Here is a 15,241-nt window from a genome sequence, read left to right as displayed (position 1 = left end):
TCACGCTCAGCCCGCGAACGGAAACACCTGCGGCACCAGCAGCAGTACGCCGGCCGAATACAGCACGCTGATCGGCAGGCCGGCCCGTAAAAAATCCGTCAGTCGATAGCGCCCCGGCGAATACACCATCAGATGTGTCTGATAGCCAGACGGCATCAGGAAGCACGCGCTTGCGCCGTAAGCCACGACCATCACGAAGGGCAAAGCGTCCGCTCCGAAGGCCTGTGCTGTCGACAGCGCTACGGGAAAGGCCAGCGCAGCCGCGGCATTGTTGGTGACCAGCTCGGTCAGGATCAACGTGATCAGGTACACGCCGACCAGTGCCCCCCACACGCCAAAACCATCGAAGCCGGCACGCATGGCCTGGGCGATCAACGCGCCCGCGCCGCTGCCTTCGATGACCTGCGCAATCGCCAGGGCCGAGCCGATCACCATCAGCAGCTCGAACGGAAAGCGGCGGCGCAATTCGGCCAGCGTCGTGAGCTTGCGAGCCAGCAGCATGGCGAGCAACACCAGCAAACCGTCAAACAGGGGCAACCAGCCGAGGGCTGATCCAGTCAGCACGGCGGCAAAGCCACCCAACGCGAGGCGGCCCTGTGCGTTTGTGAGAGGGGGGCGCAATGGCGGGCCAGCGACGACGCGAAAGTTGCGGTCGAGGTTGCGGTGTTGCGTGAAGTCGTTCCCGACGGCCAGCAGCAGCGAGTCACCGGCCCGCAGCGGGATGCGCCCGAGCTGGCCTTCCAGCCGCTTCTCGCCGCGACGGATGCCGACTACGCCAGCGTCGAACATGCTGCGGAAGTCCACGTCGCGCAAAGTCTTGCCGCCGAGTTCGGATTCGTGTGACACGACGACCTCGACCAGATTCGAACCAAGCACGTCATCAGCATGGTGGCCGAACAGTTCAAGCCCCGGAAAGCCCTGCAATGTCTGAATGTTGGAGATGGCGCCGGTAAATACCAGCACATCGCCGTCGCGCAGGATTTCGTTCGGGCCGACCGGTGAGATGAGCCGTTCGTCGCGTGCGATCTCGAGCAGGAACAAGCCGTCGAGGTTGCGCAGTCGGTTGCCTTCGATGGTGCCGCCGGACAGGGGGGAGCCGGGTGTTACGCGGGCTTCCAGAAAATACGACTGGCGGTTTTCGTCGGCCTGCGGATGGCGTTCCGGCAACAGCCGGGCGGACAGCGGCAGGGCGAGCAGGCAAAGCAGGGCGACCGGGACGCCGACCGCTGCGAACGAGAACATGCCCAGTGCGGGCATGCCGGCCCCGATGACGAAGGAATTGATCACCAGGTTGGTCGAGGTTCCGACCAACGTCGTGATGCCGCCCAGAATCGACGCGTAGGACAGCGGCAGCAGCAGCCGGGAGGCGGGAATCCGCCGCTGTTTCGAGACCGCACCGAGCAGGGCGCTGACGACCGCGGTGTTGTTGAGAAAGGCCGAGCACAGCGCGGCAAAGCCACCCAGGCGCCAGGTCGCAACGCTTGGACGACCGGTGAGCAGCGCGTCGGACAGGCGCTGAACCCAGGGTGAGCGCTCCAGCACCTGAGAGACGGACAGCAGCAGAATCAGCGTCGCCAGCGCGGGATTGGTGTAGCTCGCAAGCAGTGTTCGTTGGTCTACCAGACCTGCCAGGTAGTACGCCCCGGCAAAGCCTGTGAACAGCACCGCCGGAGCAATGCGGCCACTGGCCAGCAGGGCGATGAGCAGACCGATTGATGCGAGGACGAGATGGGCAGCGTCCACGACCGGTCGCGCGGGTCAGGCCGTCAGGCCGCTGGCGACAAAGTGCGGATTTTCAAAGCCGGGCTTGCCGTAGGTCAGCGGCGGGCCATCAACGCAGTTCACGCTGCCGCCTGCGGCAGCGAGGACGGCGTGGCCTGCAGCGATATCCCATTCCATGGTGCGACCAAGACGGGGGTAAAGATCAGCTTCCCCCGCCGCAACCAGACATAGCTTCAGTGACGAACCGGCATTTTTTAGCTCGGCGATGGGGCGCCCTTGCAGGAAGTCGGACAGCGCTGCAGGGTCGCCGTGCGAGCGGCTGGCGACCACCGTGAGGCCGTCTTGTGGCGGTTGGCGCGCGCAGATGCTGCGTCGTTGGCTCGCTTCCTCGATGAAGGCGCCAACGCCTGCTGCGCCTGCGAACAGGCGATCGAGGGCGGGCGCCAGCACGACGCCAAGCGTGGGTATGCCGTTTTCGACGAGCGCGATATTGACGGTGAATTCGCCATTGCGCGAAATGAACTCTTTCGTGCCGTCGAGTGGGTCGACCAGCCAGAATCGGGCGCTGACCGTCGGGATGTTGCCTGCTGAGGCGGCTTCCTCCGCAACCACCGGGAAGTCCGGAGCGATCCGTGCGAGTGCTCGCAGGATGACCTGTTCGGCACGTTCGTCCGCTTCCGTTACGGGTGAGGCATCGTCCTTGCCGCGGACTTCGAAATCAGTGTCGTAAATGTCGAGAATGACCTGGCCAGCTTCGCGTGCGACCGGGATCAGGTGTTCAAGCAGCGCTGCGCGTTCGTTGGGAAGCAGTGTCATCGGTATCCTTTGCTCACAAGAGGCAGTCCAGAAGTCGCATATTATAGGTGCTCGCCGGTGACCGTCCGCCGGCGCCTTTGCAACCGGAATTGCTGATGACGCTGACCCATCTTCAACGCCTCGAAGCCGAGAGCATCCATATCCTCCGCGAGGTTGTGGCCGAGGCTGACAACCCCGTAATGCTGTACTCCATCGGCAAGGACAGCGCAGTAATGCTGCACCTGGCGATGAAGGCCTTCTACCCCGCTGTACCGCCGTTTCCCTTGTTGCATGTTGATACGCGCTGGAAATTTCGTGACATGTACGCGTTTCGGGAACGTATGGCGCGTGAGACGGGGATGGAGTTGATCGTGCACATCAACCCCGAGGGCGTCGCGAAGGACATCAACCCCTTCACGCACGGTTCGGCCATCCACACCGACATCATGAAGACCGAGGGCCTCAAGCAGGCGCTTGATAAATACGGCTTCGATGCCGCCTTCGGTGGTGCCCGTCGCGACGAGGAAAAGAGCCGTGCCAAGGAGCGCATCTTTTCTTTCCGTAGCGCCCAGCACCGATGGGACCCGAAAGCGCAGCGCCCCGAGCTGTGGAAGCTCTACAACGCCCGTAAGCACAAGGGCGAGTCGATGCGTGTATTCCCGATCTCGAACTGGACCGAACTCGATATCTGGCAATACATCCACCTGGAGAACATTCCCATCGTGCCGCTGTACTACGCGGCCGAGCGGCCGGTCGTCGAGCGCGACGGCACGTTGATCATGGTCGATGACGATCGTATGCCTCTGCGCGCCGGCGAGAAGCCGATGATGAAGAAGGTGCGTTTCCGCACGCTGGGCTGCTATCCCCTGACGGGAGCGGTGGAGTCCGAGGCCGATACGCTGCCGGCAATCATCCAGGAAATGCTGCTGACGCGAACTTCCGAGCGGCAGGGGCGAGCCATCGACCACGATTCGGCCGGCTCGATGGAGAAGAAGAAGCAAGAGGGGTACTTCTGATGGCCCACGTATCCGACCTCATCGCCACCGACATCGAGCAATATCTCGAGACGCATCAGCACAAGAGCCTGCTGCGCTTCATCACCTGCGGCAGCGTGGACGACGGTAAGAGCACGCTGATCGGACGGTTGTTGTTCGAGTCCAAGATGTTGTTCGAGGACCAGCTCGCGGCGGTCGAAGCTGACTCGAAGAAGTGGGGAACGCAGGGCGACTCCATCGATTTCGCACTGCTCGTGGACGGGCTGGCCGCTGAGCGCGAACAGGGCATCACCATCGATGTCGCCTATCGCTTCTTCTCTACGGACAAACGCAAATTCATCGTCGCCGACACGCCGGGCCACGAGCAGTACACCCGCAACATGGTCACTGGCGCGTCGACGGCCGATGCCGCGGTGCTGATGGTCGATGCGCGCAAGGGCATTCTGACGCAGACGCGGCGCCACAGCTTTCTGGTGAATTTGCTCGGCATTCGCCACATCGTCGTGGCGATCAACAAGATGGACCTCGTGGATTATTCCGAGAAGACCTTCCGCGCCATCGTGGATGACTACCGCGCCTTTGCCGCCCAGCTTGGCCTGAATGAGGTCACCTTCATTCCGTTGTCCGCCTACAAGGGCGACAACATTCTCGAGCCCTCGCAGGCGATGTCCTGGTATCACGGCACGACGCTGATGGGCTATCTCGAAACCGTCGAGGTCGACGACGAGCGCGCGCAGCGCAGCCCGTTCCGCATGCCGGTGCAGTGGGTGAACCGGCCTGATCTGGATTTCCGCGGCTTTGCCGGCACCATCGCCGGCGGCGTGCTGCGCCCTGGCGATCGCATCCGCGTACAACCATCGGGCAAGGAGAGCACGGTGGCGCGCATCGTCACGCGCGACGGCGACTTGCAGCAGGCCGTGGCCGGCCAATCAGTGACGCTGACGCTGACTGAAGAAATCGACATCTCGCGTGGTGACATGCTGTCGGGCGCGGACGCTCCTGCCGAGGTTGCCGATCAGTTTGAATGCACGCTGGTGTGGATGTCCGACGAGCCGATGCTGCCCGGACGTCCCTATCTGATGAAGATCGGCGCGCGTACGGTGACGGCGACCGTGACCGCGATCAAGCATCAGGTCAACGTCAACACGCTTGAGCGCATCGCTGCGCGCAAGCTCGAACTCAACGGCATTGCGGAATGCAATCTGGGTCTCGATCGCGCAATTGCCTTCGATGCCTATGCGAGCAACCGTGACAGCGGTGGTTTCATCCTGATTGACCGGCTCAGCAACGCGACGGTTGGCGCTGGCATGCTCAATTTCGCGCTGCGACGTGCGCACAACATCCACCTGCAACACGTCGATGTCGACAAGTCAGCCCGTGCCGCGAGCAAGGGCCAGAAGCCTTGCGTGCTGTGGCTCACCGGGCTTTCAGGAGCAGGCAAGTCCACGATTGCCAATCTGGTCGAGAAACGCCTGCACGCGCAGGGCCACCACACCTATCTGCTCGACGGCGACAACGTGCGCCACGGCTTGAACAAGGATCTGGGCTTCACCGACGCAGATCGCGTCGAGAACATCCGCCGTGTCGCGGAAGTGGCACGGCTCATGGCTGACGCGGGCCTGATCGTGATCACCGCCTTCATCTCGCCGTTCCGCTCGGAGCGGCGCATGGCGCGCGGGCTGCTGCCCGATGGTGAGTTTCTTGAAGTGTTTGTCGATACGCCGCTGGAGGTCGCCGAGGCTCGCGATGTGAAAGGGCTGTATCGCAAAGCTCGGAGGGGCGAACTGAAGAACTTCACTGGCATCGATTCACCCTACGAAGTGCCTGAAACACCCGAGATACGGCTAGATGCGGCCAACATGACGCCGGAAGAGGCTGCCGACCAGGTGATCGAAGTGATGCGCAGGATGGAACTGCTGCGGGCCTGAGGCCCGCAGCCTTACTTGCTCTTGATCATCGTGCCGACGCCGTGGTCGGTCAGGATCTCGAGCAGCAGGCAGTGTTCGACGCGGCCGTCGATGACGTGTACCGACTTGACGCCGCTGCGGGCGGCATCAAGTGCTGAGCCGATCTTCGGCAGCATGCCGCCGGAGAGCGTGCCGTTGTCGACCAGTTCGTCGATTTCACGCGGCGTCAGACCAGTGAGCAGCTTGCCGTTTTCGTCGAGCACGCCCGGCGTGTTGGTCAGCAGCACCAGCTTCTCCGCATGCAGGATTTCGGCGAGCTTGCCGGCGACCACGTCGGCATTGATGTTGTAGGTTTCACCGTCTGCGCCAACGCCGATCGGCGCGATCACCGGAATGAAATCGCCCTTGTCGAGAAACGAGATCAGGCTGGGATCAATGCCAGTGATCTCGCCGACCTGGCCGACGTCGATGACGTCGCCCGGCGGGGCGTCCTTCTTCTGCATCAGCAGCTTCTTGGCGCGAATGAAGCCGGCGTCCTTGCCAGTCAGCCCGACGGCCTTGCCGCCGTGCTGGTTGATCAGATTGACGATTTCCTTGTTGACCTGACCGCCCAGCACCATTTCAACAAGATCCATGGTCTCGGAATCGGTTACCCGCATTCCCTGGATGAACTCGCCCTTCTTGCCGACGCGGTTGAGCAGACTTTCGATCTGTGGCCCGCCGCCATGCACGACCACCGGGTTCATGCCGACCAGCTTGAGCAGCACGACGTCGCGTGCGAAGCAATCCTTCAGCTTGGGATCGGTCATGGCGTTGCCGCCATATTTGATGACGATGGTCTTGTCGAAGAAGCGCTGGATGTAGGGCAGCGCTTCGGCCAGGATCTCGGCCTTGAGCGCGGGTGCGACGCGGGGAGGAGTGGTTTCGTTCATCATCGGTTCGCCGGAAAGTTGGCCGATTGTAGGGGATCGGAGTGCGCTGCGTCGAATGGGCAACGTGAGCGGTCGCAAAATCGGCCAAAATATGCGCCGAGCGAGGTGGCCGGTATGCAGGGCCTGCCGCATCTGCGCAGCGATTCATTGATGAGAGGACTTTACCCATGCGGATTGCGGTTTTCGGGACGGGTTACGTCGGGCTGGTGAGTGGTGCTTGTCTGGCCGATGTCGGCCACGAAGTGGTCTGCGTCGATGTGGACGAAGCCAAGATTCGTGGTCTCCATGAAGGACGCATTCCGATCTACGAGCCGGGCCTCGAATCCATCGTGCGCAGCAATTACGCCGAGGGGCGGCTGGATTTCACGACCGATGCGGCTCGTGCGGTCGAGTTCGGACAGCTGATCTTCATCGCGGTCGGCACGCCGCCCGACGAAGATGGCTCTGCGGACCTGCAGTATGTGCTTTCCGTGGCGAGCACCGTCGGGCAATACATGACGGATTACAAGGTCGTCATCGACAAATCCACGGTTCCGGTCGGTACCGCGGACAAGGTGCGTGCAGCGATTGCGGCGGAGCTGTCAGCGCGTGCGGCGGACATCGCTTTCGACGTCTGTTCGAACCCCGAATTCCTCAAGGAAGGCGCGGCCATTGATGACTTCACCAAGAGTGCGCGCATCGTTGTCGGGACCGATTCCGAGCGGGTGCGCGGCCTGATGCGCGAGTGCTACGCGCCGTACAGCCGCAACCACGACAAGATCATGTTCATGGACGTGCGCGCGGCCGAGCTGACCAAGTACGCCGCCAATGCCATGCTGGCGACCAAGATCAGTTTCATGAACGAAATCGCCAACCTTGCCGAGCGGCTCGGGGCGGACGTGGAACAGGTGCGCCTCGGGATCGGATCTGACCCACGCATCGGCTACCACTTCATCTACCCGGGCTGCGGATACGGCGGCTCGTGTTTTCCGAAGGACGTGCAGGCGCTGGCACGCACGGCGCGCGACGTCGGCTACGAGGCGGAGTTGCTCGACGCCGTTGAAGCCGTCAACCTGCGCCAGAAGCGGGTGTTGTTCGACAAGCTGATGCAGGCCTTCGACGGCGACCTGAAGGGCCGCACGATCGCGCTGTGGGGCCTGTCCTTCAAGCCGGATACCGACGACATGCGCGAGGCGCCCAGCCGCGTGCTGATGGAAGCGCTATGGGAAGTCGGCGCCCGGGTGCGCGCCTATGATCCGCAGGCCATGGAAGAGACTGCGCGCATTTACGGCGAGCGGGACGACCTGGTGTTCGTGAGGCATCAGGACGAAGCCATAGCCGGTGCCGATGCGCTGGTGATCTGCACCGAGTGGAAGCAGTTCCGTACCGTCGATTTCCGCCGCCTGAAATCGCAGCTGGTCACGCCGGTGCTGGTCGATGGCCGCAACCTGTTCGATCCGCGACAGGTCAAGAATGCTGGCTTGATGTACTTCGCCGTCGGGCGTGCGGACTCGCTGCGTCCGGCGTGAGGACGATCAACCTGCGCTGGCGATCTGCAGGCTGATTTCCGGCAGACGCAAGATCGCATCGCGGTTGGACCATGAGAAGGCCGTTTCGGCCGCGTCGCGCCAGGGCAGCCATTGCTGGGCCGTATGTTCGCCCGGTGCGAGCCTTACCGCGACGGCTGCCGGCAAGCACAGGCTGAACACGTGCTCGACGTTGTGTGTGACCTCCGGCGCATACATTGGACGCCACGGCCCGCGAATGCGGAAGCGATTGGTGTGGTTCCAGTCGTGGAAGCCTGCAGCGTCATGACGCAGGCCGGTTTCTTCCTCGACTTCGCGTATGGCCGCAAGCAGCGGGGTTTCGCCGTGCTCCAAACTGCCGGTGACGGACTGCCATTGGCCGGGCGGGCGCACGCGCTCGATCAGCAACACCTGCAGGTCGGGCGTGTGAATGACCACCAGTACTGAAGTCGGCAGCTTGAAGGTGCCGCTGCTCATGTGTCTGTCCTCATGAGCTTGAAAACACAGATGGTCACCGCCCCTCGTTCGCGCCAGTCACTGCAGGCCTGTTGCAGTATTTCGATCAGCACGGGCAGCGCGTCTTCGCGCCCGCTACAACCTTCAAACAGCAAGAGGCGCGTGGATTTCGGCGGCAACCAGTTGAGGTCTGACAGGCAGTCCGCAAGTGCGTCCCAGTTGTGCCCGAACCAGTCCGGGAATTCCAGTGCCTGGGCGATGCGCGTGAGTATGTCGGCCTTGTCGCGACATGCGTGCAGATCGATGCGACGAACATCGAGGCCGGCCTGACCGGCCGCAGCGGCGATCTCCGCTGCGTCGGAAGGCAGAACGCCGAACACGCCTGGCACAAGCACGTCCGGGAAGGTGCCGGGCAGAGCGGGTAGCCTTGGGGTCATTGCCGTGGTTCCATGCGACGAAAGCTGCGGTAATGGTCGGCCGTGTAGAAAAACACCTCCGGCGGAGCGCCGCCGCTGACGATACGCCGTGCACCTCGATCGTGCGCACCGGGTGTCGGCACCGTGTATTCCCGATAGTAGCCGCGCGTTTTCTGAGGCAACAGCCCCTCCCGATTGAAGAAGGTCGAGCCGTCCTTGCGGTAGGGGAAGGGGCCGCCGCGCTGGATGGCTTCCAGTGTGTGCCAGGCCTCCGGGGGAAAACCGTCTGCACCACTGTCTGGCACGCAGGCCGCAAGCAGTGGCAGCGCCAGCGCTGCAAGCAGCGCAAAGCGGTTGACCAGACGGCGCATCACTTGGCGCGCGGCGCCGCAGCGCCTCCCGCGGCCTTCGGCGCTGTAGCGGGCATGTGAGGCTGCATGCCGTACTTGCGCTCGAGGCCCGCCATGAAGGTGCCCAGGGCTTCGAGTTTGGGGTTGGCGGGGTCGACCTTGCGGGTGCGGGCGATCAGCGCGCGAGCCTGCTCGGCCATCGCGTCATTCCAGCCGGTGTGTTCAATGTGGCGCAGTACTGCGAGGGCGGCATTGAACAGCGCGAGCGGGTTGCCGGGCATTTTTCGCACCGCGCCCATCATTGCGCTTACGGCGCCTTCGTGGTCGCCCGCCTGTGCCTTCTGTGCGCCGTCGGCGATGTAGCTGCGAACCTCGACCTGCAGCTTTTCGTCGACCTGCTGGGACAGATCGCTGCGTCCCTGCTCGGCAAGCAGTCCGCGCGTCTCCAGAATCGTCTGTTCGTCGGGGGCATGACGCAGAATCTCGCTGACAATCTGGCCGCCTTCGACATCGAGACCATTGGCGAGGCAGGCGCGAACGATCTCGTGCTTGATGGACAGCGGTAGTTCATCGGCCTCGGACAGGGCAGAGGCCGCGCTGGCGGCCGAGGCGCGTGCAGCCGCTTCGTTACCAGTCTGACGGAACAGCAGGGCCTTGCCCAATGCTGCACACGCTTTGCCGGCGGGCAAGGTGCCCATGCTGCGTTCCAGATCCTGCACGGTGGCAGCGGCATCCTCGACGTGCTGTTGCAGGATCTGCACCCGCGCGAGCTCGACATGATCGGCCGGATCACGGAACTCCGAGCGCTTGCCCAAGTGCACAACCTGACGCAAGGCCTGCTCGGCTTGCGGGTAGTCGCCATTGCGGGTAGCCAGCGTGCTGAGCTGGCGCAGCCGGCCCAAACGGCGTGGAGAGCGGCGCACGGCCTCGTTCAGCGTCTCACAGGCTTCCTGCGCGTCTCCGGCGCGCTCGCGGCACTGCGCCAACAGATCGTAGGCTTCCAGATAGTGTTCGCTCTCGCTGATGAGCTGGGCAAGCAGCGGCTCGGCCTGGTCGTGCAGACCGGTGGCAATCAGCACGCGAGCGTGGCCGAGGCGGGCCCAGGGCGCGTCGCCGGCTTCAAGCACCTGGCGAAAGATCGCGTCGGCGATATTCAGCTCGCCGCGCTCCATTGCGGTGTCGGCACGCAGCCGCCGGAAGTCGTTACGCCAGACGGGATGGCGGGCCTCAGCCTGCTCGCAGGTCTTCATCGCTTCGTCGATACGCCCTTCTTCGAGCAGCCGGAAAACCGGCTGGAAGGCGTCGCGACGGTTGATTGCGCGCTCGATACGCGCCTGCAAGATGCCCGGAGTGAATGGCTTGAGTACGTAGTCGTCGGGCGCCAGTTCAGCCGTGCCGACAACGCGTTCGTAACTGCGCTCGCCCGAGATCATGATGAACACGGTGGCGCGCGGGATGATGCCGCGCGTGCGCAGGTCTTCGAGCAGGTGCTGGCCGTCCTGGGCGTCGTCTCCGAGATCGTGCTCGCTCAGGATGAGGTCGTAACGCGCCTCACGCAGCTTGCGGAGGGCCGTCGCTGCGGAAGGGGCGAACTGCACGTCGTGCATGCCGAAATTGTCGAGCATGGTGCGCAGATGTGCCCGCATGCTCTGATTGGCCGCGACGACCATGACGGCGAGTTGTTCGAGCTTTGCCATGAGTCTCGGCGGGGCGGACCCCGCAGGAAGAATGTCGGCCGGATAAAGGCAGCTTACGACACGCGGGCCCCGAACTTGAACCGCGTGTCGTGTAACAGAGCGTTAGCTCTTGGCGACCTCGACCTGGGTTTCGACCTTCTGGCGCAGGCGGATGTGGAGTTCGCGCAGCTGCTTTTCATCGACATCGCTTGGGGCGTCGGTGAGCAGGCACTGGGCGCGCTGGGTCTTCGGGAAGGCGATGACGTCGCGGATGGATTCGGCGCCGCTCATCAACGTCACGATGCGATCGAGGCCGAAGGCCAGGCCACCGTGCGGCGGCGCACCGTAGCGCAGCGCATCGAGCAGGAAGCCGAACTTCAGGCGCGCTTCCTCGTCGTCGATGTTGAGTGCGCGGAAGACCTTGCTCTGCATGTCTGCGCGGTGGATACGCACCGAACCCCCGCCGATTTCCCAGCCATTCAGCGCCAGGTCATAGGCTTTGGCGAGGCATGCGCCCGGATCCGTTTCGAGCAGATCGACGTGCTCGTCCTTCGGCGCCGTGAATGGGTGGTGGCAGGCGGTCCAGCGCTTGTCTTCGTCGTCGTACTCGAACATCGGGAAATCGACGACCCACACCGGCGTCCAAGCCTGGCCATTGAGGTAGCCCTTCTCGTGGCCCAGCTTGACGCGCAGGGCGCCGAGCGCGTCATTGACCACCTTGGACTTGTCGGCGCCGAAGAAGATCAGATCGCCCGACTCGGCACCGGTGCGCTCGATGATGGTCCTGAGTGCCTGTTCGTGCAGGTTCTTGACGATCGGCGACTGCAGGCCCTGCTCATTGGGCTGTGCAGCGTCGTTGACCTTGATGTAGGCAAGGCCGCGGGCGCCATAGATGCCGACAAATTTGGTGTATTCGTCAATCTCGCCGCGGGTGAGCTGGCCGCCGCCGGGTACCCGCAGCGCGGCAACGCGACCACCGCTGGTGGCCGGGCCGGAGAACACCTTGAACGCAACGTCGGAAACGGCGTCGGTGACATCCACGAGTTCCAGCGTCACGCGCAGGTCGGGCTTGTCGGAGCCGTAGCGGTGCATCGCCTCGGCGTAACTCATGCGCGGGAACGGCGAGGGCAACTCGACATCCATCGCATCCTTGAATACGTAGCGGATGAGTTGCTCGATCAGGCCGGTGATCGCAGTCTCGTCCATGAACGAGGTCTCGATATCGACCTGAGTGAATTCGGGCTGACGGTCGGCACGCAGGTCTTCGTCGCGAAAGCACTTGGTGATCTGGTAGTAGCGGTCGAAACCGGCCACCATCAGCATCTGCTTGAACAGCTGCGGGGACTGCGGCAGCGCGAAGAACTGGCCCGGATGCACGCGCGAGGGCACGAGGTAGTCGCGTGCGCCCTCCGGCGTGCTCTTGGTCAGCATCGGCGTTTCGATGTCGACGAAACCGCTGTCGTCGAGGAAGCGGCGGAAGGCGCGCGCGACGCGATAGCGCAGCATCAGGTTGTTCTGCATCTGCGGGCGGCGTAGGTCGACCACGCGGTGGGTCAGGCGCACGTTCTCCGAGAGGTTGTCCTCGTCGAGCTGGAACGGCGGGGTGACGGCGCTGTTGAGCACTTCGATGTCATGGCTCAGCACTTCGATCTCGCCCGAGGTCAGGGCGCTGTTCTCGGTGCCGGCCGGACGGCGGCGCACCTTGCCAGTGATCTTCAGCACGAACTCGCTGCGTACCGACTCGGCAATGCCAAAGGTCTCCGCACGATCCGGATCGCACACGACCTGAACCAGGCCTTCGCGATCGCGCAGGTCGATGAAGATGACCCCGCCATGGTCGCGGCGGCGATGCACCCAGCCGCACAGCGTGACATTCTGGTCAAGATCGGCAGCCGTAACCTGGCCGCAGTAGTGAGTACGCATGATGTGTTCCGAGGGTTGAAAGCCGCCGTCGGCCCCTCAGCGAGCCGGTGGCGGGTGCTGTATCAGGTGGGTTAGTGGCAGCCGCAGCCGCCCGTGCTGCAGGCCGATGCCGCTGGCGCCGCCGACGCCGACGACTCGGTAGCTGGTTTAGACGGTGCGCTGCCGCTGTTCTTGAAGTCGGTCGCGTACCAGCCATTGCCTTTCAGCTGGAAGCCCGCTGCAGAAATCTGCTTGGCGTAACCATCGGCCCCGCAGGCGGGGCAGGTTGTGAGCGGCGCGTCGCTCATTTTCTGGATGTGTTCCTTGAGCGCGCCGCAGGCAGTGCAACGATATTCGTAGATCGGCATGGCAACCTCCGCAATCAAGCCGCGAATTTTAACAGATAGCCGTGCCGGGAATGAGGGCGTTTCCCCGGATTTCAAGCCGTCAGAGCGTGCCGAGCCAGACGTCGATGATGCTGGTTCCCCAGAACAGCGCAATCACGCCGGCCGCTGCAAGATAGGGGCCAAATGGGATCGGGGTGTTGCGGCCGTGCTGGCGCAGCACGATGAGCGCGATTCCGACCACTGCTCCGACTAACGACGACAGGAGAATGACGATGGGCAAGATCTGCCAGCCAAGCCACGCCCCGATTGCGGCGAGCAGCTTGAAATCGCCGTACCCCATGCCTTCCTTGCCGGTCGCCAGCTTGAACAGCCAGAACACAGACCAAAGCGCCAGGTAGCCTGCGACTGCGCCGATAACGGCGTCGTTCAGCGTGACATAGGTGCCATTGAGATTGATCAGCAGCCCGAGCCACAGCAGCGGCAGGGTGATCTGGTCTGGCAGGAGTTGGGTGTCCAGGTCAATGCCAACGAGCGCGATCATGGCCCAGAGAAAAATCAGAGCTCCGATCAGCTGCATTCCGAAGCCGAAATGCACGGCCGCATAGGTGGCGGCGACGGCGGACAGCGCTTCGATGAGTGGATAGCGTTTGCTGATCGGCGCAGAGCAGTGAGCACAGCGCCCGCGCAGGGCGATGTAACTGACCAGCGGGATGTTCTCGAGTGCAGTGATGCGGTGGCCGCAGTGCGGGCAGCCCGATGGGGGGGTGGCGAGGTTGTAGCGCTCGCCTTCGATAGCCTCCTCGCCACGCAACTCCGCCGCCTGGGCGTGCCAGTCGCGTTCCATCATGCGAGGCAGGCGATGGATGACCACGTTGAGGAAACTGCCAACGAACAGCCCGAGCAGAGCGAAGACTGCAGCGGCAAAGAAAGGGTCTTGCAACAGGGAGATCATGGCGGTGAGGGCTCCGCGATACGGTGCATCGCGGAGCGAAAGGGAATCAGACCACGCCGCCGAGCTTGAATATGGGCAGATACATCGCAATGATCATCCCGCCGATGACGACGCCCAAGAACACCATGATGATAGGCTCGAGAAGCTGGGATAGGCCGTGAACCGCGTCGTCTACTTCCTGTTCGTAGAAGCTCGCAACTTTGCTGAGCATTGAGTCAAGTTCGCCGGACTCCTCCCCGATGGAAACCATCTGTACCACCATTACAGGGAATACGTCGGTGTTTTGCATTGCGACCGTAAGGCTGGTACCCGTAGAAACTTCCGTTTGAATTTCCTTGGTGGCGGTCAAGAACACGTGATTGCCGGCCGCGCCGCCAACCGAATCAAGGGATTCAACTAACGGAACACCTGCGGCAAACATCGTGGACAGTGTTCTAGTCCAACGGGCGACGGTGGCTTTGAGAATGATGTCACCAATGACCGGGAGCTTCAAAATTACGCGGTCAAGCATATTCTGCATTTTTGATGAGCGCTTGTAGAGATACGCTATGCCCACGACGGTGCCTATCGCTGCGGCGAAAATCAGATACCACCATTCTGTGAAGAAGTCCGACATCGCGATGACCACTAGCGTCGGAGCGGGAAGGTCTGCACCGAATCCTTCAAACACGTTTTTGAACTCGGGAATGACGAAGGCCATCATGACCGAGATCACTAACGTTGCGACGACGATCACGGCCGTGGGATAGAACAACGCCGACTTTATCTTGCTCTTGATGGCAAGAATCTTTTCTTGGTAGAGGGCTAGGCGCTCCAACAGGTCATCGAGAATGCCGGCCTGTTCTCCGGCGGCGACCAGGTTGCAATAGAGCTTGTCGAAATGCATCGGGTGCTTGGAGAACGCAACCGATAGGTTTGAGCCGCTGGCTACTTCAGAGCGGATGTCGTTGACCATACGACCGAAACTAGGGTTGGTTGCTCCCTTGATGCTGATGTCGAAGGCCTGTAGCAATGGCACGCCCGAGCGCATCATGGTCGCGAGCTGGCGTGTGAACAGTGCGACGTCCTTGGGCGAAATTCGCCGTCCTCTTGAGAGCTTGTGCTTGCGTACTTTGGTAACCACGACACCTTGCCTGCGCATCGTGACGTAGACAACGTTTTCACCACTGGCGCGAATTTCTCCCCGGACGACCTTGCCGCCTTTGTCTTTGCCTTCCCAGTGGAATAGATCGTCCTTGGGACGGGCAATTGCAGCGCGCCGTTTAGAGGTCGTGGTGGCCATTGAG

General features: G+C 62.6%; 14 protein-coding genes. 3 read left to right on the top strand and 11 right to left on the bottom strand.

Annotated elements, in window-relative coordinates; translation table 11 throughout:
• Positions 1 to 6: 6 nt before the first annotated feature.
• Positions 7 to 1,743: an SLC13 family permease gene (locus tag AC6H0N_RS12200; RefSeq protein ID WP_497574382.1), complete on the bottom strand. Its 1,737-nt coding sequence runs from the start codon at positions 1,741 to 1,743 to the stop codon at positions 7 to 9.
• A 15-nt stretch (positions 1,744 to 1,758) separates the two neighbouring features.
• A complete protein-coding gene (gene cysQ / locus AC6H0N_RS12195) occupies positions 1,759 to 2,538 on the bottom strand; it encodes a 3'(2'),5'-bisphosphate nucleotidase CysQ (RefSeq protein WP_497574381.1) in 780 nt (259 codons plus the stop codon).
• A gap of 95 nt (positions 2,539 to 2,633) precedes the next feature.
• Here cysQ and cysD point away from each other — a divergent pair, with 95 nt between their 5' ends.
• Positions 2,634 to 3,533: a sulfate adenylyltransferase subunit CysD gene (gene cysD / locus AC6H0N_RS12190; RefSeq protein WP_497574380.1), complete on the top strand. Its 900-nt coding sequence runs from the start codon at positions 2,634 to 2,636 to the stop codon at positions 3,531 to 3,533.
• On the top strand, positions 3,533 to 5,440 hold the full coding sequence (gene cysN / locus AC6H0N_RS12185) for a sulfate adenylyltransferase subunit CysN (protein ID WP_497574379.1): 1,908 nt from the start codon (positions 3,533 to 3,535) through the stop codon (positions 5,438 to 5,440). Before cysD ends, cysN begins: the two co-directional genes overlap by 1 nt.
• A gap of 11 nt (positions 5,441 to 5,451) precedes the next feature.
• On the opposite strand, the gene argB is transcribed toward cysN, so the two are convergent.
• Positions 5,452 to 6,354: an acetylglutamate kinase gene (gene argB / locus AC6H0N_RS12180; RefSeq protein WP_497574378.1), complete on the bottom strand. Its 903-nt coding sequence runs from the start codon at positions 6,352 to 6,354 to the stop codon at positions 5,452 to 5,454.
• Positions 6,355 to 6,518: 164 nt separating this feature from the next.
• On the opposite strand from argB, the gene AC6H0N_RS12175 reads away from it, so the two are divergent.
• Positions 6,519 to 7,859 (top strand): UDP-glucose dehydrogenase family protein, encoded by a 1,341-nt coding sequence (locus tag AC6H0N_RS12175; RefSeq protein WP_497574377.1) that lies wholly within the window; start codon positions 6,519 to 6,521, stop codon positions 7,857 to 7,859.
• 6 nt (positions 7,860 to 7,865) lie between these two features.
• Here the strand turns inward: AC6H0N_RS12175 and nudB are convergent, their stop codons facing one another.
• From nudB to AC6H0N_RS12135, 8 genes are all read right to left on the bottom strand, one after another.
• Positions 7,866 to 8,333, bottom strand: coding sequence for a dihydroneopterin triphosphate diphosphatase (nudB, locus tag AC6H0N_RS12170; protein WP_497574376.1), 468 nt, complete (start codon positions 8,331 to 8,333; stop codon positions 7,866 to 7,868).
• Positions 8,330 to 8,749 (bottom strand): barstar family protein, encoded by a 420-nt coding sequence (locus AC6H0N_RS12165; RefSeq protein WP_497574375.1) that lies wholly within the window; start codon positions 8,747 to 8,749, stop codon positions 8,330 to 8,332. Before AC6H0N_RS12165 ends, nudB begins: the two co-directional genes overlap by 4 nt.
• Positions 8,746 to 9,099, bottom strand: coding sequence for a guanyl-specific ribonuclease (locus AC6H0N_RS12160; protein WP_497574374.1), 354 nt, complete (start codon positions 9,097 to 9,099; stop codon positions 8,746 to 8,748). The genes AC6H0N_RS12165 and AC6H0N_RS12160 overlap by 4 nt, the downstream gene beginning before the upstream one ends.
• Positions 9,099 to 10,775, bottom strand: coding sequence for a response regulator (locus tag AC6H0N_RS12155; protein ID WP_497574373.1), 1,677 nt, complete (start codon positions 10,773 to 10,775; stop codon positions 9,099 to 9,101). Before AC6H0N_RS12155 ends, AC6H0N_RS12160 begins: the two co-directional genes overlap by 1 nt.
• A gap of 102 nt (positions 10,776 to 10,877) precedes the next feature.
• Entirely contained in the window at positions 10,878 to 12,677 is a 1,800-nt protein-coding gene (gene aspS / locus AC6H0N_RS12150) for an aspartate--tRNA ligase (RefSeq protein WP_497574372.1), read from the bottom strand.
• A gap of 71 nt (positions 12,678 to 12,748) precedes the next feature.
• Entirely contained in the window at positions 12,749 to 13,024 is a 276-nt protein-coding gene (locus AC6H0N_RS12145; protein WP_497574371.1) for an FmdB family zinc ribbon protein, read from the bottom strand.
• A gap of 79 nt (positions 13,025 to 13,103) precedes the next feature.
• Positions 13,104 to 13,955, bottom strand: a complete 852-nt coding sequence (locus tag AC6H0N_RS12140; protein ID WP_497574370.1) for a prepilin peptidase — start codon at positions 13,953 to 13,955, stop codon at positions 13,104 to 13,106.
• Between the two features lie 46 nt (positions 13,956 to 14,001).
• On the bottom strand, positions 14,002 to 15,237 hold the full coding sequence (locus AC6H0N_RS12135) for a type II secretion system F family protein (RefSeq protein ID WP_497574369.1): 1,236 nt from the start codon (positions 15,235 to 15,237) through the stop codon (positions 14,002 to 14,004).
• Positions 15,238 to 15,241 lie beyond the last annotated feature (4 nt).

Source organism: Pseudazoarcus sp. NS34 (assembly GCF_059703725.1).
Note: the sequence above shows the minus strand (reverse complement) of the source record. Positions and strands in the feature narration are given on the sequence as shown.